This is a genomic window from Nocardioides sp. NPDC127503 (assembly GCF_040302165.1).
In the GTDB taxonomy this organism is placed as follows: domain Bacteria; phylum Actinomycetota; class Actinomycetes; order Propionibacteriales; family Nocardioidaceae; genus Nocardioides.
On sequence record NZ_JBEORH010000012.1, the window covers coordinates 164,384 to 188,106 of the forward strand.

Annotated in this window: 21 protein-coding genes and 1 pseudogene; 12 read left to right on the forward strand and 10 right to left on the reverse strand. The window is 69.4% G+C overall.

Features of this window, described 5'->3' with window-relative positions; all coding sequences use genetic code 11:
- Entirely contained in the window at positions 1–2,142 is a 2,142-nt protein-coding gene (locus tag ABTW65_RS24950; RefSeq protein WP_350665197.1) for a DUF5005 domain-containing protein, read from the forward strand.
- Here ABTW65_RS24950 and ABTW65_RS24955 read toward each other — a convergent pair.
- From ABTW65_RS24955 to ABTW65_RS24970, 4 genes are all read right to left on the reverse strand, one after another.
- Positions 2,139–2,849 carry a hypothetical protein gene (locus ABTW65_RS24955; protein WP_350665199.1) on the reverse strand — a complete coding sequence of 237 codons (711 nt, stop codon included), beginning with the start codon at positions 2,847–2,849 and terminating at the stop codon, positions 2,139–2,141. The two genes, ABTW65_RS24950 and ABTW65_RS24955, sit on opposite strands and share 4 nt — an antisense overlap.
- Before the next feature lie 46 nt (positions 2,850–2,895).
- Positions 2,896–3,312 (reverse strand): GIY-YIG nuclease family protein, encoded by a 417-nt coding sequence (locus ABTW65_RS24960; protein WP_350665200.1) that lies wholly within the window; start codon positions 3,310–3,312, stop codon positions 2,896–2,898.
- Positions 3,309–3,938: a DUF6642 family protein gene (locus tag ABTW65_RS24965; RefSeq protein ID WP_350665202.1), complete on the reverse strand. Its 630-nt coding sequence runs from the start codon at positions 3,936–3,938 to the stop codon at positions 3,309–3,311. Before ABTW65_RS24965 ends, ABTW65_RS24960 begins: the two co-directional genes overlap by 4 nt.
- 215 nt (positions 3,939–4,153) lie before the next feature.
- Positions 4,154–4,810, reverse strand: a complete 657-nt coding sequence (locus ABTW65_RS24970) for a FadR/GntR family transcriptional regulator (RefSeq protein ID WP_350665204.1) — start codon at positions 4,808–4,810, stop codon at positions 4,154–4,156.
- A gap of 47 nt (positions 4,811–4,857) precedes the next feature.
- Between ABTW65_RS24970 and ABTW65_RS24975 the strand changes: the two genes are divergently transcribed.
- Together ABTW65_RS24975 and ABTW65_RS24980 are read left to right on the forward strand one after the other, a co-directional pair.
- A complete protein-coding gene (locus tag ABTW65_RS24975) occupies positions 4,858–6,060 on the forward strand; it encodes an MFS transporter (protein ID WP_350665207.1) in 1,203 nt (400 codons plus the stop codon).
- Between the two features lie 153 nt (positions 6,061–6,213).
- Entirely contained in the window at positions 6,214–6,801 is a 588-nt protein-coding gene (locus ABTW65_RS24980; RefSeq protein ID WP_350665209.1) for a GNAT family N-acetyltransferase, read from the forward strand.
- Between the two features lie 2 nt (positions 6,802–6,803).
- Here the strand turns inward: ABTW65_RS24980 and ABTW65_RS24985 are convergent, their stop codons facing one another.
- Positions 6,804–7,457 (reverse strand): TetR/AcrR family transcriptional regulator, encoded by a 654-nt coding sequence (locus ABTW65_RS24985; protein WP_350665211.1) that lies wholly within the window; start codon positions 7,455–7,457, stop codon positions 6,804–6,806.
- Positions 7,458–7,556: 99 nt separating this feature from the next.
- Here ABTW65_RS24985 and ABTW65_RS24990 point away from each other — a divergent pair, with 99 nt between their 5' ends.
- The 3 genes from ABTW65_RS24990 to ABTW65_RS25000 are packed head-to-tail and all read left to right on the forward strand — an operon-like array spanning position 7,557 to position 12,666.
- Positions 7,557–9,041 carry an aldehyde dehydrogenase gene (locus ABTW65_RS24990; RefSeq protein WP_350665213.1) on the forward strand — a complete coding sequence of 495 codons (1,485 nt, stop codon included), beginning with the start codon at positions 7,557–7,559 and terminating at the stop codon, positions 9,039–9,041.
- Between the two features lie 29 nt (positions 9,042–9,070).
- Positions 9,071–10,585, forward strand: a complete 1,515-nt coding sequence (locus tag ABTW65_RS24995; RefSeq protein WP_350665215.1) for an APC family permease — start codon at positions 9,071–9,073, stop codon at positions 10,583–10,585.
- Positions 10,582–12,666 (forward strand): oxidoreductase, encoded by a 2,085-nt coding sequence (locus ABTW65_RS25000; RefSeq protein ID WP_350665216.1) that lies wholly within the window; start codon positions 10,582–10,584, stop codon positions 12,664–12,666. The genes ABTW65_RS24995 and ABTW65_RS25000 overlap by 4 nt, the downstream gene beginning before the upstream one ends.
- A 117-nt stretch (positions 12,667–12,783) precedes the next feature.
- Here ABTW65_RS25000 and ABTW65_RS25005 read toward each other — a convergent pair whose 3' ends face one another.
- From ABTW65_RS25005 to ABTW65_RS25020, 4 genes and pseudogenes are all read right to left on the reverse strand, one after another.
- Entirely contained in the window at positions 12,784–13,263 is a 480-nt protein-coding gene (locus ABTW65_RS25005; RefSeq protein WP_350665218.1) for a P-loop nucleotide/nucleoside kinase family protein, read from the reverse strand.
- Positions 13,264–13,352: 89 nt separating this feature from the next.
- On the reverse strand, positions 13,353–13,826 hold the full coding sequence (locus ABTW65_RS25010; protein ID WP_350665220.1) for an HNH endonuclease signature motif containing protein: 474 nt from the start codon (positions 13,824–13,826) through the stop codon (positions 13,353–13,355).
- Between the two features lie 118 nt (positions 13,827–13,944).
- Positions 13,945–14,634, reverse strand: a pseudogene (locus tag ABTW65_RS25015) (DUF222 domain-containing protein); the annotation flags it as partial.
- Between the two features lie 382 nt (positions 14,635–15,016).
- Positions 15,017–16,276: a flavin-containing monooxygenase gene (locus tag ABTW65_RS25020; RefSeq protein WP_350665222.1), complete on the reverse strand. Its 1,260-nt coding sequence runs from the start codon at positions 16,274–16,276 to the stop codon at positions 15,017–15,019.
- A gap of 169 nt (positions 16,277–16,445) precedes the next feature.
- Here ABTW65_RS25020 and ABTW65_RS25025 point away from each other — a divergent pair, with 169 nt between their 5' ends.
- From ABTW65_RS25025 to ABTW65_RS25045, 5 genes are read left to right on the forward strand one after another with little or no spacing between them, the layout of a single operon-like run.
- Complete coding sequence (locus tag ABTW65_RS25025) at positions 16,446–16,898, forward strand: RidA family protein (RefSeq protein ID WP_350665225.1); 453 nt, start codon at positions 16,446–16,448, stop codon at positions 16,896–16,898.
- The gene (locus ABTW65_RS25030; RefSeq protein ID WP_350665227.1) at positions 16,895–17,563 is read left to right on the forward strand and encodes a DUF1028 domain-containing protein; all 669 of its coding nucleotides are present in this window, start codon (positions 16,895–16,897) and stop codon (positions 17,561–17,563) included. The genes ABTW65_RS25025 and ABTW65_RS25030 overlap by 4 nt, the downstream gene beginning before the upstream one ends.
- Before the next feature lie 4 nt (positions 17,564–17,567).
- Positions 17,568–18,707 carry a M20 family metallopeptidase gene (locus ABTW65_RS25035; protein ID WP_350665228.1) on the forward strand — a complete coding sequence of 380 codons (1,140 nt, stop codon included), beginning with the start codon at positions 17,568–17,570 and terminating at the stop codon, positions 18,705–18,707.
- On the forward strand, positions 18,704–20,152 hold the full coding sequence (locus ABTW65_RS25040) for an aspartate ammonia-lyase (RefSeq protein WP_350665230.1): 1,449 nt from the start codon (positions 18,704–18,706) through the stop codon (positions 20,150–20,152). Before ABTW65_RS25035 ends, ABTW65_RS25040 begins: the two co-directional genes overlap by 4 nt.
- Positions 20,153–20,172: 20 nt before the next feature.
- The gene (locus ABTW65_RS25045) at positions 20,173–21,090 is read left to right on the forward strand and encodes a LysR family transcriptional regulator (RefSeq protein WP_350665232.1); all 918 of its coding nucleotides are present in this window, start codon (positions 20,173–20,175) and stop codon (positions 21,088–21,090) included.
- Positions 21,091–21,129: 39 nt separating this feature from the next.
- Here ABTW65_RS25045 and ABTW65_RS25050 read toward each other — a convergent pair whose 3' ends face one another.
- Entirely contained in the window at positions 21,130–22,512 is a 1,383-nt protein-coding gene (locus ABTW65_RS25050) for a purine-cytosine permease family protein (protein WP_350665234.1), read from the reverse strand.
- A 206-nt stretch (positions 22,513–22,718) separates the two neighbouring features.
- Between ABTW65_RS25050 and ABTW65_RS25055 the strand changes: the two genes are divergently transcribed.
- Positions 22,719–23,723: an iron ABC transporter substrate-binding protein gene (locus ABTW65_RS25055; protein ID WP_350665235.1), complete on the forward strand. Its 1,005-nt coding sequence runs from the start codon at positions 22,719–22,721 to the stop codon at positions 23,721–23,723.

Sequence of the window (23,723 nt, forward strand, 5' to 3'; positions counted from 1 at the left end):
GTGCGACCAGGCAGTCGCCGCGAGGTGGTGCTCTGCGCTGTCTTCGTGCTGATCGCCCTGGGCTGGATCGTCACCGGGCTCCGCGCCGACTCCGGAGAGCTCCACGAGGCTCCGGTGGTCCTGGTGGGTCCCGATGTCGTCACCGTTCCGCTCGTGAAGCAGGTCAACGCGGTCCCGGGGCGTCCGTTCTCGGCGGGCGCTGTCGACAGCCGGGCCGAGGCGGCAGCGCTGCTGGAGCGCGGTGACGTCGTCGCGGAGCTCGACATCGACCTGTCCGGCATCCAGGACGAGCTGCGTCTGGCCACCGCACACCGGCCGGCGCTCGCACGTGCGATCCAGGCCGAGGTCGAGCGGATCGAGAAGACCCGGGGACGTACGGTCGTGCTCGCTGCGCCGCCTGATCTGCTCGAGGCGCGGCCGCTGTCCTGGGTCACCTTCGCGACCGCGCTGGCCGGCTTCCTGCTGGTGTGCGTCGTCTCGCTCGTGTGGGGCCCGTTCGCCCGTACGCTGCCTCGGCTCCTGGCGCGGCTGACCGCCCTCGCCGCGCTGGCGTTGGGAGCGGGCATCTGCGGTTGGTTGCTCGCCGGGCCGGCACCGGCGGGGGAGCGCATGCTGGTGGCGTCGGTGCTCGCTGCCACGGTGGTCGCCGCGGGTGCGTTGACCTTCGCCTGCGAGATCATCGGCGGGTTGCCGGGGTTGCTGCTCGCGGCGACGTTGATCGTCGCCGGGCCCGTACCTCTCCTCCTCGCCGGGGACCGGCTGCTGCTCGCGGACGTGTGGGCGATCGGCTCCGGATGGACGATCACCGGTGCCGGCGAGTCGCTGTTGTGGGCGGCGACCGGGGACGGTGTCACCGGGATCGCTCAACCGGTGGTGACCATCGCGGGGTCGGCGCTGCTCGGTCTGGTGGTGCTGGTGGCGATGCGGTGGCTGGTCAGGGTCGACGTCGAACGCCCGGGCGCTCTCGCGGAGGTGCGGTCGTGGCGGCGAAACCTCGGTCTGGTCCTGGCCTCGGCCACCTGCCTGACGATGCTCGCGACCGCGCTGACCTCCGCGCTGCACAGCGAAGCCGTGCCGCGCCCGCTGGCCAGCCTCGCCTCGACGACCCAGTGCGTCCCCGCGGGCCCTGTCGAGGATGTCGGCGATCTCAACCGGATTACCAGGCTTCGCGCCGAGCCGGCGCTCCAGGGCGGCGACGTGGGGGTGAGCGCCCATCTGAGTGACGGGCGGAGTATCTGGATGTTCGGTGACACGTTGCGGGCCAAGAAGTTCTCCGGTGCCGGCTTCGTACGTAACTCGATGCTGCTCGTCGAGCCCGACTGCCTGCAGGTCGTCCTCCCGGAGTCCGGTGGCGCCATCATCCCCGATCGGAAGGACGGCGTCGGCTACTGGCCGATGTCGGTGACCACGCTCGACAAGCCGGGATACGCGCTCGTCATGGTGGCCGCGCAGCGGGTGCGTACGACCGACTCCGACGACGCGTTCGGCTTCGAGGCGCTCGGCCCGGCCATCGCCCAGTTCGTGGTCCCGGACGGGGGCGTCCCGCAGCTGATCGCGGTGACCGACATCGGTGCCGACGACGCCGACACGCGCCGGCCGATGTGGGGCGCCGCGGCGGCAGAGTCGGGGGAGTGGCTCTACCTCTACGGCACCGCCCGCGAGCCCGACCCGCCGCTCGGCACCGGCTTCGCCCTGCACGTCGCCCGCGTCGCACCGGACCATGTCGCCGACCTCGACCGCTGGACGTACTGGGACGGCAGCGGCTGGAACAAGCGCCCCGGCTCCTCGAGCGAGCTGATCCCTGCGGCCGACGGCGTCTCCCAGACGTTGAGCGTCTTCGAGCGCGACGGGCGCTGGTACGCGTTCAGCAAGAGCGACGAGTTCCTCGGCGACGACCTCGTCTTCTGGACCTCGCCGTCACCGACCGGCCCGTTCCGGGCGCAACCACCGGTCGGCACCCTTCCCTCCGGAGTGGCACGCGGCGAGCTCCGCTACATGCCGCTGGCCCACCCCGACATCCTCGAGCAGCCCGGCTCGGTGATCGTCTCCTACAGCCGCAACAGCACCGACTTCGGTGCGGTCCTGCGCAACCCGCTCCTGTACCGGCCGAAGTTCATCCGGGTCGACCTTCCCGGCCACTAACGGAGCCGGCGCCTGCGGCCGAGACGTGGATCGCCGGCGCGAATCAAGATGTCCTGGATGGTGAAGTTGGCCGCGATCGCCTCGCGCAGCGTCTCCAGGTTCTCGCGGATCGCCCGCATCTCCTCCCGCGGCTGCCGGTGCCGGAGATAGACCCGGATGCGACGTACCTCGTCGTCTCGGGTGGGGTTGTCCCGGCCGAGCTCGTCATGAAGGTTGTCGATCATCACTAGGCGCGCGTGCAACGTCGGCCGGAGCGTCGGCCAGCGGATCCCCTTCTCGTCGACCTCGACGCTCGTTGTTCCCAGGGGAAGGTGGCCGAGGTCGAGCGCGCGCGAGAGCACGTCCAACGCGGAGGTCTTGACACCGAGGAGGAAGTCTAGGGCGACGAAGGACCGACCGTCGAGCACCTTGAGCTCCCAGTCCAGCTCCCGGAGACGCTCGGTGATCACCCGGATGTCGGAGATCTGCTGCGGCACCAGCTCGAGCAGCGCCCCACGCGCCGTGTCGAGCTCCATGTCCGAAGCCCGGTCATAGCGCTCCATCTGGGTCACGATCTCCTCGGCCCGCACGAGCACGTCATTGATCTGTACGTAGAGGAGGAACAGATCCGCTCCGAGATATGCCGCCTTGTCGCGTTCGTTCCTGCTCACGATGCCCGGAACGGCCTTGAGAACCACGTCGACGATCAGCTTGACGAACTCGATCATGCGGCGATGGTAGGGCGCCACTCCCTCGTGACGCCGACGTTTGTCGTCAGGTCAGGTTCATCTCGGGCATCCAGCTCTCTCGGAGTCGACCTTTGAGGGCGTGAGCCTCGTCGCGTGTCTCGCACTCGAGCCAGCTGACCTCGGCGGTCGCGAACCACGCGGTCACGACAGCGATCTGCTCTGCGGTCATCAGCGTCGGTCGGCTGCGGGCGTGCTTGCGGGTAACGCCGAGCGTCTTGACTGCGACGGAGGCACGAAGGGTGCTGCGGCTCCGGTCCAAGGAGGTGCTGAGGTGCGTACCGATTCGCCTCCGCAGGTTGCTGGCCTTTCCCACGTAGACGCACTCGCCGTCGTGGAACCAGGCGTACACGCCCGGAGAACGCGGGATCTCACCGCGGGACAACGTGCCTGTGGTGAAGCGCGTGACGGATAGCAGCGCTGTCCACTCGGGGCCCGCGCTCATGGGACCAAGCCGGCGGGGCTCTTGACGGGTGACGACCAGTCCTGGCCTCGCAGAGTTCCGTCAGCAGTGACCATGACGAACTTCAGGCGCCGGGCGAGGTCGCTCTGCAGGCCCATGATCGTGTTGAAGAAGGTCTTGGCTGTTCGTTTGGTAGGCGCATACTCGGCAAGCATTGGCAGGAGGAGCGTCTCGAACGCCGCTGATTCGATCCAGTCGACCTCGGCGCGGAAACCGAGCAGGGCTCGCACGCCCGTCTTCTCGACAAACGCGCGGGCTTGCTTCTCGTTGGACGGCGTAAGGCATGAGCCGAGGTGGATGTAGCAGTTGGTCGCAGTCTCACCGAGAATTTTGGCCAGGTCGTCGAGACTGGTGTCGTTGCGGTTCGACCAGCTGAGCGAGCCCTTGTAGCCGTGAGCCGCCAGGTAGAGGACGGGGTAGTCGTCGTACCGGGCTTGGCTCCATAGGTTGAGGTAGTGCTCGACCTCGCCGGTAGTGGCGACCTTCCGATGGATCGCCTTAATCGCGCGGAGGCGCTCCAGTAGTTCTAGGACGGGCAGGACACTGGTGCGTTTGCGCAGGTCCGCGTCCCACTCACCTTCCAGGCAGAAGACGCCGTTGGTCGCCATCGTTCCCTCCTCCAAGTCGTGGCGACTCTAGAAGGAGTGACGAGCGCAAAGGTGCGTTCTGAGGCACCTACCTTGCATTCGGTAGATCGTGAGTAATGGGGCCTTGATCAGAGTGAACCTGGGTAGGTCTATCCGAACGTGTGTCGGATAGACCTACCCATGTTCACTAGACGTCCTGATCGGAGCAGCCGACGAGCGCTGACCTGGGTCCGGCGTCAGCGGGCGAGCGTGTGGAGCAGACCCGTGACGGCGGCCGCGGCGGCATCGGCGTCTTGGGCGCGGATGGCGTCGAAGACGGCGACGTGCTCGTCGGCGATCTCGGGCGTCTCGTCGACGAGGTGGATGGTCGCGCGCAGGGTGTCCTCGAAGCCGGCGTAGAGCTCGATGAGGAGCGGGTTGTGGGTCGCGGTGACCACGCCGAGGTGGAACTCCGCGTCGGCCTCGGCGAAGGCGTCGGCGTCCCCGGCCGCGACGGCGGTGGCGCGCCGTTCCATGATGGCGGTGAGGGATCGAAGGTCGTCCTCGGTACGACGCTCGGCTGCCAGTGCCGCGGCGCGGGTCTCGATCGCGTGGCGGACCTCGAGGACGTGCGCCAGGTCGACCCGGCCGACCTGACGACGCATCATCGCGGCCACCTCGTTGGAGGCCGCGACGTACGTCCCGTCCCCGCGTCGCACCTCCAGCACGCCGGCGTGGGCCAGCGCCCGTACGGCCTCGCGGACCGTGTTGCGGCTGACGCCGAGCGCCGCGGCGAGCTCTGGCTCGGGCGGGATGCGGGCGCCGACGGCCCACTCGCCGTCGGCAAGCAGCGCGCGCATTCCGTCGATCGCCTGGTCGACCAGGGAGCGAGGCGTGGTGGTGGAGAGCGGCACGTGCCGTCCTTTCATCCAATCATCCGACGTCTGGCATCCTAGAGGGTGTGAACCCCCGCCTCCAGTCCCGCCCCGAGTCCCCGTCGTCGAACACAGCCGTTCGGTCGACGATGTGGCTGCTGATCGCGGTCCTGCTGGTCGCTGCCAACCTGCGCGGGGGCATCACGTCCCTCGGTGCCCTGCTCGACAGTCTCGACGGGCTCTCGGCCGGCACCCGTGCCTTCCTGACCTCGCTGCCGGTGCTGTGCTTCGCGGTCGTCGGCGCGACGGGCATGACGCTTGCGCGCCGGCTCGGCGTGCACCGTGGCATCGGCGTCGCGCTCGGCCTCCTGGTGGCCGGGCTGTTGGTCCGGGTGATCGGTGACCCCTGGCTGCTGCTCGCCGGCACGTTCGTCGCTTGTGCCGGCATCGCGCTCGCCAACGTGCTGCTTCCCGCCGTGGTCAAGGAAGGCTTCCCGAACCGGGTCGGCGCGGTCACCGGTGCCTACAGCGCCGTGATGTCGCTGGGCGCGGCGATCGCGGCCGGGGTCACGGTGCCGATCGCCCAGGCGGCCGGAAGCTGGCGGATCGGTCTCGGCATCTGGGCTGTGCTCGCCGCGCTGGCCCTGCTGGCATGGGCGCCGCACCTGCGCGACCGCGGCCTGCGCCGAGGTGACGGGGTCCGGGTGTCGCTGTGGCGTGAGCCGGTGGCGTGGGCCGTGACCGTCGTCTTCGGCACCCAGTCGCTGTTCGCGTACGTCGTGATGAGCTGGCTGCCGAGCATCTACGCCGACGCTGGCTTCAGTCACGCGACGGCGGGGCTGCTGCTCGCGGTGAGCATCCTGGTCGGCGTACCCGTGTTCTTCCTGGCGCCCACACTCGCGATCCGGGCATCCACGCAGGGCCACCTGATCGCCATCCTGACCGCGCTGCTGGCGATCGGGTTCGCCGGGCTCTGGCTCGCTCCCGTTGCGGGCGCCTGGGTCTGGGCGGTGCTCGTCGGCATCGGCGGCGCCGTCTTCCCGGTGGCCCTGACCCTGTTCAGCATCCGCACCGCGACCACCGCCGGCACCACCGCGCTGTCCTCGATGGCACAGAGCATCGGCTACCTGCTCGCTGCCGCCGGCCCGTTCGTCGTCGGACTGCTGCGCGAGTCCACCGGCTCCTGGTCGGTCCCGATCGCCCTCCTGCTGGGGCTCGCGCTCGTCCAGGTCTTCGCCGGGTACGTCGCCGGCCGCCCGATCGTCATCGGAGCCCGCGCCGAGGACTGAAGCACTCGAAGGCGAAAATTCGTTCGGCGCAGGATGCCGCCTCGACCGGGGTGGCGTTGGCGGGTGGAAGAAATTTTTCTTTCACCCGGGTTGAGCGTAGGGCGTATCGAGCTTGAGGCCCCAGGACGTGCAGGATCGAATACCGTGGGCGGCATGGCTACCGAGTCGTTCACCATCGCGCCGCTCGGCCCTGAGACCTGGCCGGCGTTCGATGCGCTGGTGCAGCGGCACAACGGGATCTTCGGCGGCTGCTGGTGCATCTGGTTCCATCCGGACGGACCGAAGCGCGGCCAAGGCGCTGAGGCGAACCGGGCGCTGAAGAAGGCCTACGTCGAGAAGGGCGAGGCGCATGCCGCGCTGGTGATGGACGGGGACGAGGCCGTCGCATGGGCTGAGTACGGCACCCCGGTCGAGCTGCCCACGCTCCATCACCTCAAGCAGTACGACGCGACGAAGACCGCGGATCCCGACTACCGGATCACCTGCGTCTTCGTCGACAAGCGCTACCGGCGCCAGGGTGTGACGGAGCTGGCCATCACCGGTGCGCTCGAGCAGATCGCCCAGGCTGGTGGCGGACGGGTCGAGAGCTATCCGCACGACCTGACCGACCAGACCAAGAAGGTGTCGTCGTCGTTCCTCTACAACGGCACCCGTCGACTTTACGAGCGGCTCGGCTTCGCCTACGACCGGCCCAAGGGCCTGAAGAACTGCGTCATGGTGAAGACTGTCGAGCCTGCCTGACGTCAGGTTCGTAGCCCCGGTTTCTTTGCGTCGTTCGGCAAATCCGGGTCGATCGGGGTGACTCGGACGCCGAGGGCAGAGTGGGCGTAGCTGGCGAGCTGCTGCTCGGCGCGCTCGAGGGTGAGCGACGAGTTGTGGGCGAGCAGGTGGAGGCCGAAGGCGTCCTCGAGGGCGACGAAGTTGCGGGCGATCGCCTCGGCAGAGTCGGTCAGCGTGAAGACGCCGGTCGCGCGCCCGACCTCGAGGACGGCGGTGTAGAGCGACACCTCGCGGTCGAAGAGCAGCGTCATCAGGGTCGCGTGCATCGGGCTGCGGCTCGCGTTGACCGAGATCTCGTCGAGGACCTGGCTCAGGAGGAGGTCCTCACCTCGGGGAAGACCCGAGTACATCAGGCGACCGAGCTTCTCCGCGGGAGAGAGGTCGCCCTCGATCGCGCGCTGCCGGGACCAGTAGTAGCGGTCGGTCGCGGCCTGATGGGCGGCCTCGATGAGGCCGTCGAGCTCGGGGTAGTAGTAGGCGATCAGGCGCGGTGAGATGCCGGCCTCCGCGGCGATGTTCTTCATCGTGGCGCCGGCCAAGCCGTGGGCCGCAATCACGGTGAGTGTTGCCGCGGTCAGATGTTCGCGCCGAGCGGCCTGGTCCTTGCGTCGAGCCATGCTCAACCGTAACGCGTATGTGAAATCTGCGGGCGAATGATTGACACCTGGTGTGGCGAGGCTCATATTTGCGGTGAAGCGCAAAGAAAGGACTTGCTTGTGCGTACCCACCAGGACTGGCGAGAGATCGCCGCCGAGGTCCGACTCCCGACTCGACCGTTCGTCGGCGGCCGTTCCGTCGACACCGCGGAGGGCTCCTTCGAGAACCGCAACCCCGCCACCGGCGCGCTGCTCGCCGAGGTCGCCGACGCCGGCAGCGCCGGAGTCGACGAGGCCGTGCGTGCGGCACGCGCCGCGTACGACGACGGGGGCTGGTCGCGGGCGGGTGTCGCCTTCCGCCGGGAGCGGATGCTCCGCTTCGCCGACCTCCTCGCCGACCATGCCGCCGAACTCGCGGTCCTGGACTCGCTCGACATGGGCAAGCGGGTGGTGGATGCGTACGACCTCGATCTGCCGTTCTCGGTGAACCTGTTCCGCTACTACGCCGAGGCGATCGACAAGATCAACGACGAGGTCGCCCCCACCCCGCCGGGCACGACAGCCCTCGTCCGCCGCGTCCCGCTCGGCGTCGTCGGCGCGGTCGTCCCGTGGAACTACCCGGTCGACATGCTCGCCTGGAAGGTCGCCCCGGCGATGGCCGCCGGCAACAGCGTCGTGCTCAAGCCCGCCGAGCAGTCGCCGTCCTCGGCGCTGCGGATCGCCGAGCTCGCCGCCGAGGCCGGGATCCCTGACGGCGTCCTCAACGTCGTCCCCGGACTGGGGGAGACCACCGGCAGGGCGCTCGGCCTGCACCCCGACGTCGACGTGCTCGCGTTCACCGGCTCGACCGAGGTCGGCGCGTACTTCCTGCAGTACGCCGGCCAGTCGAACCTCAAGCAGGTCTGGCTCGAGTGCGGCGGCAAGAGCCCCCACGTCGTCTTCGCGGACGCCGAGGACCTCGCAGCCACGGCCAAGCAGACCGCCTTCGGCATCTGGTTCAACCAGGGCGCGGTCTGCTCGGCGCACTCGCGCGTCCTGGTCCAGCGTGAGGTCCACGAGGAGTTCGTCGACCTCGTCGCGAAGGAGGCCGCGGCGTACGCCCCAGGTGACCCGCTCGACCCGGCCGCCGGGATGGGCGCGATCGTCTCGCCCGAGCAGACCGACCGGATCATGCAGTTCGTCGATGAGGCCAAGACCTCGGACGCGCGCCTGGTCACCGGCGGTCAGCGGATCACCCGCGACGGCAGCGACTGCTACGTCCAGCCCACCGTCTTCGACGACGTCGACCCGGCCGACACCCTCGCTCGCGAGGAGGTCTTCGGGCCGGTCCTGGCGGTCACTGCCTTCGACACCGAGGACGAGGCGGTCGCGCTCGCCAACGACACCCCGTACGGCCTGGCCGCCTCGGTCGCGACCAGCAACCTGAGCCGCGCACACCGGCTCGCCGAGCGGATCCACGCCGGCACCGTGACCGTGAACGGCGTCGACGCCTTCAGCGCCTGGACCCCGTTCGGCGGGTTCAAGGGCTCCGGCTTCGGGCGCGACCTCTCGCTGCACGCCCTCGACAAGTACGTCGGTCTCAAGACCGTCTGGATCAACCACTGACCTCCCGCCCGACCAGCCAGGGACACACCATGACGCAGACCAACCAGCCGACCGCCCTCGCGGCCGAGCAACAGTCACATCTACGCAAGACGCTGCGGCGCTTCGACATCGTCTTCCTACTCATCGCCGCCGTCGTCGGCCTCGAGACCCTCGGGCAGGTCTCGCTCTACGGCGCCGAGGCGTTCACGTGGGCGCTCGTGCTCGCGGTCTTCTTCCTCGTGCCGTACGGCCTGATCTTCGCCGAGACCGGCGCCGCGTTCAGCGAGGAGGGCGGGGCCTACACCTGGGTCCGGGACGCCTTCGGGCGCCCGGCCGCGGCGGTGGCCGCGATCCTGACCTGGATCACCCAGCCGGTGTGGGTCGGCGGCTCGATGGCCTTCCTCGCCGCCGAAACCGTGAGCGTCTACATCACCCCGCTCGAGCACGGCTCGCTCGGCGATTACCTGTTCAAGATCGTCTTCATCTGGATCACCGTGGTCGCCGCGATCGCCAGCCTCGCCAAGGGCAAGTGGCTGCCGACCAGCGGGGCGATCCTCAAGGTCGGCCTGCTCGCCTTCTTCGTGCTGACCACGGCCATCTACGCCGCCAAGAACGGCGTCGTCGACCTCAGCGGCAGCGACTTCAGCCCGACCCTGCTCGGCCTGTTCGGGTCGGTCCCGATCCTGCTCTTCGCCTACCTCGGCTTCGAGTCCTCCAACAGCGCCGCCGGTGAGATGGAGAACCCGGCCCGCGACGTACCGGTCTCGATCTTCCGCTCCTGCGCGACCGCCGCGGTCTGCTACCTGGTGCCGATCTTCGCGATCCTGCTCGTCGTCCCCAGCGGCGACATCACCGGCATCGGCGGCCTCCTCGACGCCGTCGGCACCGTCTACTCCGTCTACGGCGCCGCGGCCGAGCCGCTGCTCACGCTCACCGCCGTCGTCTTCGTCTACATCCTGATGAGCCAGGGCGCGGCGTGGATGATCATCTCCGACCGGATGCAGGCGATGACCGCGGCCGACGGCTCGTTCTTCGGCGGGTTCTTCGGCCGCTTCCACGAGGGTCTCGGTACGCCGGTGCGGGTCAACATGCTCTCCGGTGTCGTGGCCACGGTGTTCCTGCTCGTCGCGATGCAGGTGACCGGCTCGGGCGCCTCGATCTTCGGTGTCGTCCTCACCATCTCGATCTCCACCTTCCTGCTCAGCTACCTGCTCGTCATCCCGGCCGCGATCCGGCTGCGTACCCGCTACCCCGACCGCCCGCGCCCCTTCCGCGTCCCCGTCTCCGACCGCGGCTTCGCGGTGCTCGGCTGGGTGGCCTTCGCCTGGGTCCTGCTCGGCTCGTGGGTGGCGGTGTTCCCGGGCACCCTCGAGCGGCTCTTCGGCGAGGCGTACCCGTTCAAGGAGATCTGGGGCGTGAGCCAGGTGACCTTCGAGGTCTTCACGCTCGGCACCCTCGGCTGCCTGCTCCTGCTGTGCGGCATCGGGTACGTCCGCGGTGCCCGCGTCCGCGCCGAGGTCGGCGCCCCCGTCCAGTCCGTTCCCACCGAGGAGCCCACCCGATGACCGAGCAGACCGCTGGGCAGAAGCCCGTGGCCGCCCCGTACGACATCCTGTTCGAGCCCGTGCAGATCGGGCCGTTCACCACGAAAAACCGCTTCTACCAGGTGCCCCACTGCAACGGCATGGGCTACCGCGACCCCAGCGCGCAGGCGGCGATGCGCAAGATCAAGGCCGAGGGCGGTTGGTCGGTGGTGTGCACCGAGCAGGTGGAGATCCACGCGACCTCCGACATCGCCCCGTTCATCGAGCTGCGGATCTGGGACGACCAGGACCTGCCCGCGCTCAAGCGGATCGCCGACGCGATCCACGAGGGCGGCGGCCTGGCCGGCATCGAGCTCGCGCACAACGGGATGAACGCGCCGAACCAGCTCAGCCGCGAGACCCCGCTCGGGCCCGCGCACCTCCCGGTCGCTCCCGACACGATCGCGCCGGTCCAGGCCCGGGCCATGTCGCTGCAGGACATCGAGGATCTGCGGCGCTGGCACCGCAATGCCGTACGCCGCTCGCTCGAGGCCGGCTACGACGTCGTCTACGTCTACGGCGCCCACGGCTACGGCGCCCCGCACCACTTCCTCTCGCGGCGCTACAACAACCGCACCGACGCGTACGGCGGCTCGCTCGAGAACCGGATGCGACTGCTGCGCGACCTCCTCGAGGACACCATCGAGGAGGTCGCCGGGCGGGCCGCAGTGGCCTGCCGGATCACGGTCGAGGAGGAGATCGACGGCGGCATCACCCGCGAGGACATCGAGGGCGTGCTGCGCGAGCTCGGCGAGCTGCCGGACCTGTGGGACTTCGCGATGGGCAGCTGGGAGGGCGACTCGGTCACCTCGCGGTTCGCCCCCGAGGGACGCCAGGAGGAGTTCGTCGCCGGGCTGAAGAACCTGACCTCCAAGCCCGTCGTCGGCGTCGGCCGGTTCACCTCGCCGGACGCGATGGTGCGTCAGGTCAAGGCCGGCATCCTCGACCTGATCGGCGCCGCGCGCCCGTCGATCGCGGACCCGTTCCTGCCGAACAAGATCCGCGACGGCCGGCTCAACCTGATCCGCGAGTGCATCGGCTGCAACATCTGCGTCTCCGGCGACCTCACCATGTCGCCGATCCGCTGCACCCAGAACCCGAGCATGGGGGAGGAGTGGCGCCGCGGCTGGCACCCGGAGCGGATCCGCGCCAAGGAGAGCGACTCCCGCATCCTCGTCGTCGGCGCCGGTCCCTCCGGCCTGGAGGCGGCACGGGCGCTCGGCGTACGCGGCTACGACGTCGTGCTGGCCGAGGCCGGCCGCGACCTCGGCGGCCGGGTGACGGCCGAGTCGAAGCTGCCGGGTCTCTCCGCCTGGGGCCGGGTCAAGGAGTACCGCGAGGCCGTCCTCGCCGACCTCCCCAACGTCGAGATCTACCGCGAGAGCCCGATGGCCGGCGAAGACATCGTCGAGTTCGGCTTCGAGCACGTCATCACCGCGACCGGTGCCACCTGGCGTACGGACGGGGTCGCGCGCTTCCACACCACCGCCATGCCGATCGCCGAAGGCGCTCAGGTGCTCGGCCCCGACGACCTCTTCGCCGGCCGGCTGCCCGATGGCAAGAAGGTGGTCGTCTACGACGACGACCACTACTACCTGGGCGGCGTCGTCGCCGAGCTGCTCGCGCAGAAGGGCTACGACGTCTCGATCGTCACCACCGGCTCGCAGGTGTCGTCGTGGACCAACAACACCTTCGAGGTCAACCGGATCCAGCGCCGGCTGATCGAGAACGGCATCACCCGCGTGACCGACCACGCGGTCATGTCAGTCGGGGCCGGCGGTGTCCGGGTCAAGGATGTCTATGCCGGCGTCGAGCGCGACCTCGACTGCGACGCCGTCGTCATGGTCACCGCCCGCCTCCCGCGCGAGGAGCTCTACCTCGATCTGCTCGCCCGTCGCGACGCAGGCGAGATCGCCTCCGTACGCGGCATCGGCGACTCCTGGGGCCCCGGCACCATCGCGGCCGCCGTCTGGTCCGGACGCCGCGCGGCCGAGGAGTTCGACGCCGTCCTGCCCTCCAACGACGAGGTGCCGTTCCGGCGCGAGGTGACCCAGCTGGCCTGAGTCCGGGCGGCGCGGTTGGGTGGGTGTGGAACGTTGAAGGCTCGGACCTTCCTCGTGGGTCCGAGCCTTCAACCAGGTGCCGTCATCAGCCCAGCGCGCGAACCGCACTCACACTGCCTAGCGGACCACCGTGAGCGGTCCCTCCTCGGGTGTCGGCGGCTCGAACCTCTCGAAGTATTCAGTCGCCGTCTGCTCGGTGAGTGGCCAATCGTCCGCACACCTGCCGTGTCGGTCACCGACTCGGCCCAGGATGATCTCGAGACTCGTCGCGATGTAGACAGTCTCCGGCACGATGCCTTGGGGTGCGAGTAGGGCGCGGAACTCATCGCGTTGTCGCCGGAACCAGAATCCGAAGTCGAGCACGACATCGTTCCCCGCAGCGACATGGCGCAGCAAGCGCGCCTTCAGGTCTGCTGCCACCTCGGCGACCACTTCGGCGGAGGGCATCGTCGTGATTCCGCGATCCCAGAACTCCACCTCGAACGACAAACGCGTCCAGCCCTCGCGCTCGAGGCGCTTGGCATAGGTGGTCTTTCCTGCACCACCTGGCCCGCACATCATCACGACGCGGGGTCCAGGAGTCCTGTTCACTGCCACTGGGCGGAGGTTACGCTCCGCCACTATCGGGCGTGAGTCCGCGCCGCTTGAAGCCGACGGGTCGCGATGATTCTGCTCGATGAGTCGGCTCATCTGCGTCTGGTGAAGCGGATGTCGCCGTTGGGTAGTCGTTCGTGGAGGTACGCCGCGTCGTGGGCGCGGTGGTGGTGATGGGAGCAGAGCAGGGCGGCGTTGTCGAGATCGGTCGGGCCGCCTTGGGCCCATTCGATCCAGTGGTGGGCCTCGGCCCAGGTGCCGGGGATGTCACAGCCCTCGGCCTCACAGGTCGCCGAGCGCAGCAGCAGGGCTCGGCGTTGGGCGGCGGTGAAGAAGCGTTCCTTACGGCCGAAGTCGAGGACCTCGGACGAACCCCCGAGGACGGCGGGGATGATGCCTGCGGTGCAGGCCAGGCGGCGGGCCTCGGCTGCGGTGATCGGGGTACCGCCGAGGATCTGGGCGATGCCGGCTTCCTTGCGGAGCTGGTCGATATCGATGGTCACGATCACCGTGGTCGCGTCCCCGCCGTGGATCGGGAGCCTGGTGGGGTCGAGTGTTTCGAGCATTTTGGCAGAACGCCCGGCCCAGCCGTCGGTCGTAGGGCAGGTAGTCACCGGCCTCGGTGCGGGTGCCGTCGTCGCGGCGGGGTGAGGCAAAGGCCTCGAGGTTGGTGGCCAGCCGGTCCGCGGCCGCGTCCGGGAGGACCGCGGAGATCCGGGTGGTGCCATCCCCAAGACGCCGCATCGCCAGGCGGGTCTTCTTCCGGGCGTGGGCTTCCTCCGCCGCGAGCCGTTTCGCTTCCTCGGCCTCGGCGATCTCGGGGGCGATGAGATCCAGGATCCGGCGCCCCAGGCGGCGCAGTTGGGTGGGGTCGAACTGGGTTGCGTAGGCGACCAGCGCTTCTTCGGCCTTGGTCTTGATCTCGGGATCGAGGTCCGCGGGGAGGTCGTCGAGGGCGTCGACGATGACGTGGGCCTGGGCCGGGTTGCAGCCGCCGGCGCGCATCGCGGCGGCGACCTGGTGATAGGTCCGGTCGAGGGCTTCTGCGAGTCGCAGGTCGGCGCGCAGGGTCTCGGGGCGCTGGTGGGTGTGGTGATGGAGCCAGGCCGCCACGTCCCGGGCCGCATTGTCAGCGGCGACGTCGTCGGCGGTGGCGAGCACCCGCAGCTCGAGCTCCGCCAACTGGGCCTTGGCCCGGGCAATCTCGACCAGGGTGGCGGCCTTCTGCTCGGTGGCCATGAACGACGGATTCGCCTCCGCAACCCGGCCAAGCGAGGCGGTGATCGCGACCACGGCCCCGAGCACAGGGTGTTGTGGCTGCTGCAGCGTGGTCATCGAACCGGTCACCTCCCGACGTACGAACTCTTTCCACATCCGCGCATGCGGATGTGTTCTGGTTCGCTGGTCTCGGAGGCCCGGAGTACGGGCTATTACTTACCCTCGCAGCTCAGCGTTCACGCCCCTGGTTTCCCCTGGATTACCCCCAACCCGTTGTGTCTCGGATGGATAGGGCACGCCTCTTTCGAGGTGGTCGGCCTTCACGTTTACGCCTGTGCCGAGCCTACCACACAACGCAAAACCAATGAACCCAAACTCAATCAGGGACAGATATCCCAAACCCAAGCCAGACCGCTGCTGGAAGCCCGCAAGACAGCCAAATGGCACCCAGCCCAGGCACCCTGCTTCTAAATCTCCCAACCCAAACCCGGTATTGGCCCCACCCACGCTGGAACTCAGACACCACTAGCGCCGTGGATCAGCCCCGCGCCTGACGGTCGTACGCCGTGTAGTTGCGCTGTGTCGCGATGTGGCCGGCGATGTGCTTGGCGTCGTGCCAGACGCCCCAGATGAAGCTCGAGCCGCGACGGGAGAGCCAGGGGAGGCCGACGAAGTAGACGCCGGGCTCGGTAGAGACGCCGCGGCGGTGGGCAGGGCGGCCGTTCTCGTCGAGCGCGTCGACCTGGAGCCAGCCGTAGTCGGTTGCGAAGCCGGTCGCCCAGATCACCGTGGTGATGCCAGCCTCGGCCAGGTCGAGGGAGAGCAGGGGCGTGGTCGCAGCTGAAGGGCTCGGGCCGAGCTCGCGGGCCGAGGGCTCCTCCGGCAGGTCGATGCCGTTGCGGGTGACGTACTCGTCGGCGGCGTCGAGAAGGGCGAGGTAGTTGGCGTCGCCCTGGGCGATGTTCTCGGCCAGGTCCTCGCGGAAGGTGAGCGTGCCGGCGTCGTAGGTGTCGGTCATGCCGACGAGCTGGATCCCGCTCGCCTCGAGGTCGCGGAAGTCGATGGTGCGGCCGCCGTGCGCGCCGCTGACGGCGATGGTGACGTGCTCCGCGCCGGCGGCTGGGGTCTCCAGGTCCCACAGGCCAAGGACGCCGAGCCACCAGCAGAAGTCGCGGCCGCGGTAGCTGCGCGGGGGACGGTCGTGCGGGCCGACCGAGAGGTGGACCTGGCGGCCGGAGCGCTGCAGTTCGTCGGCGATCTGGACGCCGGAGGAGCCGGCACCGACGACGAGGACGTTGCCCTCGGGAAGCTGGTCGGGGTTGCGGTAGTCGCTCGAGTGCATCTGCATGGCGACCGCGCCGTCGGGGACGATTGGCGGGTAGACCGGCCGCTGGAACGGGCCGGTTGCCGCGACGACGAACCGCGCGTCGATGACCCCATCGGAGGTCTCGACCCGGAAGCCCGGACGGCCCTGGTTGCGGGTCACCGAGGTGACCTCGACGCCGGTCCTGATCGGGGCGGCGATCTTCTCGGCGTACGCCTCGAAGTAGGCGGCGACCTGGTCTTTGGTGGCGAACGCGTCAGCGTCGACGTCCTGGAACTCCAGGCCCGGGAATCGGTCGTGCCAGGCCGGGCCGTTGGCGACGAGCGAGTCCCAGCGCATCGTGCGCCAGCGCTCGGCGATCCGGTCACGCTCCAGCACGAGGTGGGGTACGCCGTTGTCGCTCAGGTGCTCGCTCATCGCCACACCGGCCTGACCGGCGCCGACGACGAGGACCTCGATCTGTTCGTTGGACATACTCAGATCCTGAGGTGCCCCGTTGCTCGTGTCCAACAGATGTTGTTGGCCTTACCCATCGGATCGGCCGATGCAATCACCGGTCCGCGCCACTGCATCTGTTTCATTGACGATAGTCCTTGGAAACATCTGTTGGACACATGCTCTGCGACGAGGTGGACTGGTCGTCGTGGAGACCAACAAACCCAGCAGCATCGTCGTCGGCGGGCACACCCGGATCCGCCCGTTCAACACCAGCGTCACCTACCCCGAGCAGAACCTCGACAACGACCTGTGTCAGGCCGTCGTCGCGGGCAACACGGTCTACGTACGCGGTCAGATCGGGCAGGACCTGGACACCAGCGAGTCGGTCGGCATCGGCGACGTCGAGGCGCAGACCGAGCAGGCGATGGCCAACATCAAGATGCTGCTCGAGGAGGCCGGTGCCGAGATGGAGCACCTGGTCAAGCTCACGATCTACATCGTCGACCCGCGCTACCGCGAGACGGTCTACCGGACGATCGGCCGCTGGACGAAGGGCGTGCACCCGATCTCCACCGGCCTGGTGATCTCCGCCCTGGCCCGTCCGGAGTGGCTGGTCGAGGTCGACGCGATCGCCGTGATCCCGGGGGAGCAGCAGTGACCTTCTCCGTCCTCGCCACCGACGGCAACGGCGCCGTCGGCATCGCCGTGACCTCCTCCAGCCCGGCCGTCGCCGCGCGCTGCATCCACCTGCGTCCGGGCGTCGGCGGCGCCTCCTCGCAGAACATCACCGACCCGCGCCTGGGCACCGAGCTGCTCGACGCGCTCGCCTCGGGGCTCGACGCCCGGGCCGCGCTCGCCTCGGTCACCCAGGGCCGCGAGCACATCGAGCACCGCCAGCTGACGGTGCTCGGACTCGACGGTGCCGGTGCGGCGTACAGCGGCTCCGGGTCGCTCGGCATCCACCACCACGCCGTCGCGCCGCAGGTCGTCGCCGCCGGCAACCTGCTGGCCGACACCGAGGTCGTCGACGCCGTCGTCGCGGGCTTCGAAGCGGCGACCGGCGATCTCGAGGAGCGGCTGCTGGCCGCACTCGAGGCCGGGCTGGCCGCCGGCGGCGAGGCCGGACCGCTGCACTCGGCGGGCCTCTCCGTCGTACGCGACGTCGCCTGGCGGGTCACCGACCTCCGCGTCGACTGGAGCGACCACCCGGTCGAGGACCTCCGCGACCTGCTGAAGGTCTGGATGCCGCAGCGCGACGACTACGTGACCCGCGGCCTCGACCCCACCGTCGCCCCGTCCTACGGCGTGCCCGGTGACGAGTGAGTCGATGACCACCTCGAAGCAGTACGCCGCGACCACCGTCAGCAGCGACGCCGAGCGCCTCATCCGGCTCTCCGAGCAGCTGCACGCGAACCCCGAGACCGGCTGGGAGGAGCACAACTCCTCCCGCTGGGTCGCGGAGTCCCTCGAGGAGGCCGGATTCACCGTCACTCCGGGTTACCTCGGTCTGGAGACCGCGTTCCTGGCGACCTTCGGCAACGGCCCGTTCCGCCTCGGCCTGTGCGCCGAGTACGACGCCCTCCCGGGCCTGGGCCACGCGTGCGGTCACAACCTGATCTCCGCGATCACCGTCGGCGCCGCCCGCGCGCTCGCGCCCTTGGCCGACGCCGCAGGGCTCACCATCGAGGTCTACGGGACGCCCGCCGAAGAGGGCGGCGGCGGCAAGATCGAGCTGCTCGAGCGCGGCGCCTTCGCCGGTCTGGACCTGGCGATGATGGCCCACCCGGCGCCGGTCGACGTCGCCGAGGCCGAGCCGTTCGCGGTGTCGCACTCGCACGTCGAGTACCGCGGCAAGGCGGCCCACGCGGCGGCCTATCCCGAGCAGGGCGTCAACGCCGCCGACGCCTTCACCATCGCCCAGGTCGCGATCGGCCTGCTCCGCCAGCAGCTGCCGCCGACCGTGCGCGTGCATGGCGTGATGACCAACGGGGGAGAGGCACCCAACGCCATCCCCGCGCGGACCGAGGGCCGCTGGTACGTCCGCGCCGAGAGCCTCGCCCAGCTCGCCGAGACCGAGGAGAAGGTCTGGCGCTGCTTCGAGGCCGGCGCACTCGCCACCGGCGCGACGCTCGCCGTCGAGCCGGAGAGCAAGCCGTACGCCGAGTTCCGCACCTTCGCCCCCGCGCTGGCGGCGTACCGGCGCAATGCCGAGGAGATCGGCCGGGTCTTCGACCCGGGAACCCCGGCTCGCCGGATGAACCGCGCGTCCACCGACATGGGCAACGTCTCCCAGGTCGTGAACGCGATCCACCCCTACGTCGGCATCAACTCCGGGACCGCCCTCAACCACCAGCCCGAGTTCGCCGCGCACTGTGTCGGCGGGGACGCCGAGAAGGCGCTTCTCGACGCCGCCACCGCGCTGGCTTGGACCGCGCTCGACGTCGCCGAGGAGGCGACCGCACGATGACCACTGTCGACGCACCGGCCACCCGGACCGAGCACGACTCGCTCGGCGCGTTCGAGGTTCCCGCGACCGCCTACTGGGGCGTGCACACCGCCAGGGCGCTGCGGAACTTCCCGATCAGCGGCACGACTGTCGGGAGCCACCGCTCGCTCGTCGCCGCCCTCGGCGCGGTCAAGCTCGCTGCCGCCCGCGCCAACCACGAGCTCGGGCTGCTCGACGACCGTCGTCACGGCGCCATCGCCGCCGCCGCGCAGGACGTCCGCGACGGGGCCCTCGACGACCAGTTCGTCGTCGACGTGATCCAGGGCGGCGCCGGCACCTCGACCAACATGAACGCCAACGAGGTCGTCGCCAACCGCGCGCTCGAGATCCTCGGCCTGCCGTTCGGCAGCTACGACGAGATCCACCCGCTGGACCACGTGAACCGCTGCCAGTCGACCAACGACGTCTACCCGACCGCCGTCCGGCTCGCCCTGGTCGGGGCGATGGACCGCCTGGCCGAGGCGACCGAGGCCCTCGCCGACTCGTTCGCCCGCAAGGCGGCCGAGTTCCGCGCCGTCCCCAAGATCGGCCGTACGCAGCTCCAGGACGCCGTCCCGATGACGGTCGGCCAGGAGCTCGGTGCCTTCGCCATCACCCTGCGCGAGGAGCTGGCCCGGCTGGCCGACTCGCGGGTGCTGCTGTGCGAGATCAACCTCGGCGCCACCGCGATCGGCACCGGGATCACCGCCCATCCGGACTACCGGCGGCTCGCCGTCCAGCACCTCGCCGAGATCACCGGTCTGCCGGTGGTCGGTGCGGGGGACCTCGTCGAGGCGACCAGCGACACGGGCGCGTTCGTGCAGGTCTCCAGCGTGCTGAAGCGGATCGTCGTCAAGGCCTCCAAGATCTGCAACGACCTCCGGCTGCTCAGCTCGGGCCCGCAGGCCGGGCTCGGCGAGCTCCAGCTCCCCGCCCGCCAGGCCGGGTCGAGCATCATGCCCGGCAAGGTCAACCCGGTCATCCCGGAGATGGTCAACCAGGTCGCCTTCTGGGTGATCGGCAACGACCTCACCGTCACCATGGCCGCCGAGGGCGGCCAGCTCCAGCTCAACGCGTTCGAGCCGGTGATGGCGCACGGCCTGCTCCAGGGATTCACCTGGACCGCCGCTGCCTTCGACTCGCTGAGGGAGCTGTGCGTCGACGGGATCACCGTCGACGCCGCCAAGCTCGCCGCGGCGGCCGCCGGCAACGCCGGCCTCGCCACCGCCCTGACCCCGCTGCTCGGCTACGCGCGGTCTGCCGAGATCGCCAAGGCCGCGCTGAGCGGTGCGGGTGACGTGCGGGATCTGGCTCTTGCCGCCGGTGGTCTCGACCCGGCGGTGCTCGACGCGCTGCTGCGTCCCGAGACGCTCGCGAACCTCGACGCGACCGGCGTCGACAGCGTCAACGGGGCCAAACGAGAGTGACTTCGGGCAGGATGGCTCGCATGGCCGAGCCGTCCTTCACCTTGACCCAGCTGCGCTACTTCGCCGCGGCTGCGGAGCTGGGCAGCATGACCGCCGCGTCCCGGCAGCTCGTGGTCTCGCAGTCGGCCGTCTCGACGGCCGTCGCCCAGCTCGAGAAGGAGCTGGGCGTCCAGCTGCTGCTGCGCCACCACGCGCGCGGCCTGACCCTGACCGCCGCCGGCGAGGAGTTCTTCCGCGAGCTGCGCAGCTACCTCGTCCACACCAGCGAGCTGGTCGAGGTCGCGCGCTCCGCCGGCCAGGCGCTCGTCGGCGACCTCGCCATCGGCTGCTTCACCACCCTGGGCCCCTTCGAGCTGCCACGGCTGCTGGCCGCCTGCGAGCAGGACCACCCCGGCATCCACGTCTCCGTCGTCGAGGACGAGCACGCCGCGCTCAAGCACGCGCTGCGCTCGGGCAGCTGCGAGCTGGCGCTCATGTACGGCTACGACCTCGACGACGACATCGACCACGTCCGGGTCGGCCTCGCCGCGCCGTACGTCCTGATCGGCAAGGGCCACCGGCTGGCGCGCCGCAAGAAGGTCGCGCTCGCCGAGCTCGAGGAGGAGCCGATGGTGCTCCTGGACCTGCCGCACAGCGGCCAGTACTTCGAGCGGCTCGTCGAGTCGGCCGGCTTCCGCCCGCAGATCCGTCACCGCAGCGCCGGCTTCGAGACTGTCCGCGCGATGGTCGCCAACGGCCAGGGATGGTCGGTCCTCAACCAGCGCCCGGCCAGCGACACGACGTACGACGGTGCCCAGATCGTGACCCTCGAGATCACCGACGAGGTCGAGCCGCTCGAGGTCGTGCTGGCCTCGATGAAGGGCGTACGCCTCACCGCCCGCGCCCAGGCGTTCGTCCGCTCGTCGGGCCGGGCAGCACGACGGCGGGAAGGCCGCTGACGCGACCTCCCCGCCGGTGAGCTGGCGGCTGAACGTTCCTCAGGCGAGAGCCATCTCGCTCGGTGCGAGCTTGCGGCCGCGTGCGAGCAGGTAGTAGATCGGCGCGGTGGCGACCAGGCCGATGATCCAGCTCAGGTCGGCGCCGCCGAGCTTGTCCGCGACCGGCCCGGTGTAGAGCGGCGTCGCCATGAACGGGATCTGGACGAGGATGCCGATCACGTAGGCGAGGATCGCCTGGCCGTTGAAGCGGCCGTAGATGCCGCCGTCGGCCGCGAAGATCGAGTCGAGGTCGTAGTTGCCGCGGTGGATCAGGTAGAAGTCGATCAGGTTGATCGCGGTCCAGGGGACCAGCACGACGAGCAGCGCGAGCACGATGTCGACGAAGTACGAGATGAAGTTGCCGGAGACGCCGATGGCGAAGTACGTCGAGGCAGCCATCACCACCAGCGACAGGACCACGCGGCTGCGCGCGGTCGGGATCCAGGACGCGACGAACGTCTGCACGCAGGTGATGACCGAGAGCACGGTGCCGTAGAGGTTGAGCGCGTTGTGGCTGATCACCGAGAGCAGGAACAGGACGAGCAGCGGCGTACCGAACGCGCCGGTGGTGTCGCGCACCCCGGTCATGACCTCGACGCCCGGCTTCATCGCCAGCGCCACGATCGCGCCGAAGACGAACGGCAGGATCGAGCCGAGGGTGCAGCCGAGGTAGGTGGCGGTGAAGGTCGCCTTCACCCCGACGCCGGCCGGCAGGTAGCGCGAGTAGTCCGAGACGTACGGCGCGAACGCGATCTGCCACAGGGCGCCCAGCGAGACCGTCGCGAGGAAGCCGGCGGTGCTGTAGCCGCCCTGGGTCCAGAAGCCCGCGGGCAGGCCGGAGACGAAGATCGCGACGGTGCCGAGCACGATGCCGATGCCGAGGACCCAGGTGGCGACCTTGTTGAGCGAGTGGATCACCTTGTAGCCGATCACCGCGATCAGGCCGGAGCCGAGCGCCCCGAGGACGATGCCCGCCTCGACCGGGATCGGGTCGGCGATGCCGTGCAGCGACTGGCCGGCGAGGACGATGTTGGAGGCGAAGAAGGCCAGGTACATCACGGCCGCGATCACCACGACGATCAGTGCTCCGTACGAGCCGAACTGGCCGCGGCTCTGGATCATCTGCGGGATGCCCATCTGCGGGCCCTGGGCCGAGTGCAGCGCCATGAAGACGCCGCCCACGAGGTGGCCGACCACGATGGCGACGACGCACCAGAACAGGTCGAGGCCGAAGACGGTGACGCCGGCGGCACCGGTGACGACGGGCAGGGGAGCGATGTTCGTCCCGAACCACAGGGTGAAGAGGTCGCGCACCTTGCCATGGCGGTCCTCGGGTGGGACGTAGCCGATGGTGTGCTTCTCGACGACTGGCTGGTCAGACATGGTCATTCTCCAAAGGGTGTGAGGCGCTCCACCATCGTCGTGACTCGCCTGTTCCTCTGGCAAACGAATCCTTTTGGCGCAATGCATCAGCAGAACCGATGCTCGCTCGGATCGAGGTCGAACGCGAACCCAAACCGTCACACTCCTGTGCTCGCGTTCTTAGGTAAACCTTTCTAAGGTGAGGCTTACCAATTGAAAGGACGGCCGTGAAGCCTATCTCAGCTGTTGTGGTCTCGGTCTCGGTTGCCCTCCTCGGGGCGACGCTCACCTCCTGTTCCTCCGGCGACGCGCTGGTCGTCTACAACGCCCAGCACGAGCAGCTCATGGAGGAGCTGGTGCCGGCGTTCGAGAAGGAGACGGGGATCGACGTCGAGCTGCGCAACGGCAAGGACCTCGAGCTCGCCGCGCAGCTGGTCGCGGAGGGCAAGAAGTCACCCGCCGACGTCTTCCTCACCGAGAACTCCCCGGCGATGGCCGCCGTCGAGCGGGAGGGCCTGCTGGCCGCGCTCCCGGACGATGTGACCGCGCCGATTCCGGAGCAGTACCGGCCGGAGAGCAACGCCTGGACCGGGTTCGTGGCCCGCTCGACCGTGCTGGTCTACAACACCGACCAGATCACCGAGGCCGAGCTGCCGGCCTCGCTGCTCGACCTGGCGAAGCCGGAGTGGAAGGGCAAGATCTCCTTCTCGCCGACCGGCGCCGACTTCCAGGCGATCGTCGCCGGTGTCCTGGCCACCGAGGGCGAGGCGGCCACCAAGAAGTGGCTGGAGGGGATCAAGGCCAACGGCACCGTCTACGACGGCAACAACGTCGTGCTCGAGTCGGTCAACGCGGGTGAGGTGCCGGTCGGCGTCATCTACCACTACTACTGGTATCGCGACCAGGCCGAGTCCGGTGAGGTCAGCGACAGCTCGAAGCTCCACTTCTTCGGCAACCAGGACCCGGGCGCCTTCGTGAGCGTCTCCGGTGCGGGCGTGCTGGCCTCGGCGAAGCACAAGACGGATGCCGAGAAGTTCGTCGGCTACCTCACCGGCAAGACCGGGCAGCAGGGGCTGGCCGACAGCTACGCGCTGGAGTACCCGCTGAACCCCGAGGTGCAGCTCGACCCGTCGGTCAAGAAGTTCTCGGAGCTCGCCCCGCCCGACGTCGCGATCTCCGACCTCGACAGCGACGCCGTGGTCGACATGATGACGGAAGCCGGGTTCCTCTGA

What these genes read in the sequence shown, in the direction of transcription:
- ABTW65_RS25050 (WP_350665234.1), bottom strand. Translation starts at nt 22,512, where the DNA reads ATGTCTGACCAGCCAGTCGTCGAGAAGCACACCATCGGCTACGTCCCA.
- ABTW65_RS24980 (WP_350665209.1), top strand. Translation starts at nt 6,214, where the DNA reads ATGGCTACCGAGTCGTTCACCATCGCGCCGCTCGGCCCTGAGACCTGG.
- ABTW65_RS24985 (WP_350665211.1), bottom strand. Translation starts at nt 7,457, where the DNA reads ATGGCTCGACGCAAGGACCAGGCCGCTCGGCGCGAACATCTGACCGCG.
- ABTW65_RS24955 (WP_350665199.1), bottom strand. Translation starts at nt 2,849, where the DNA reads ATGATCGAGTTCGTCAAGCTGATCGTCGACGTGGTTCTCAAGGCCGTT.
- ABTW65_RS24960 (WP_350665200.1), bottom strand. Translation starts at nt 3,312, where the DNA reads ATGAGCGCGGGCCCCGAGTGGACAGCGCTGCTATCCGTCACGCGCTTC.
- ABTW65_RS25045 (WP_350665232.1), top strand. Translation starts at nt 20,173, where the DNA reads ATGGCCGAGCCGTCCTTCACCTTGACCCAGCTGCGCTACTTCGCCGCG.
- ABTW65_RS25040 (WP_350665230.1), top strand. Translation starts at nt 18,704, where the DNA reads ATGACCACTGTCGACGCACCGGCCACCCGGACCGAGCACGACTCGCTC.
- ABTW65_RS24965 (WP_350665202.1), bottom strand. Translation starts at nt 3,938, where the DNA reads ATGGCGACCAACGGCGTCTTCTGCCTGGAAGGTGAGTGGGACGCGGAC.
- ABTW65_RS24995 (WP_350665215.1), top strand. Translation starts at nt 9,071, where the DNA reads ATGACGCAGACCAACCAGCCGACCGCCCTCGCGGCCGAGCAACAGTCA.
- ABTW65_RS25000 (WP_350665216.1), top strand. Translation starts at nt 10,582, where the DNA reads ATGACCGAGCAGACCGCTGGGCAGAAGCCCGTGGCCGCCCCGTACGAC.
- ABTW65_RS25020 (WP_350665222.1), bottom strand. Translation starts at nt 16,276, where the DNA reads ATGTCCAACGAACAGATCGAGGTCCTCGTCGTCGGCGCCGGTCAGGCC.
- ABTW65_RS25010 (WP_350665220.1), bottom strand. Translation starts at nt 13,826, where the DNA reads ATGCTCGAAACACTCGACCCCACCAGGCTCCCGATCCACGGCGGGGAC.
- ABTW65_RS25035 (WP_350665228.1), top strand. Translation starts at nt 17,568, where the DNA reads ATGACCACCTCGAAGCAGTACGCCGCGACCACCGTCAGCAGCGACGCC.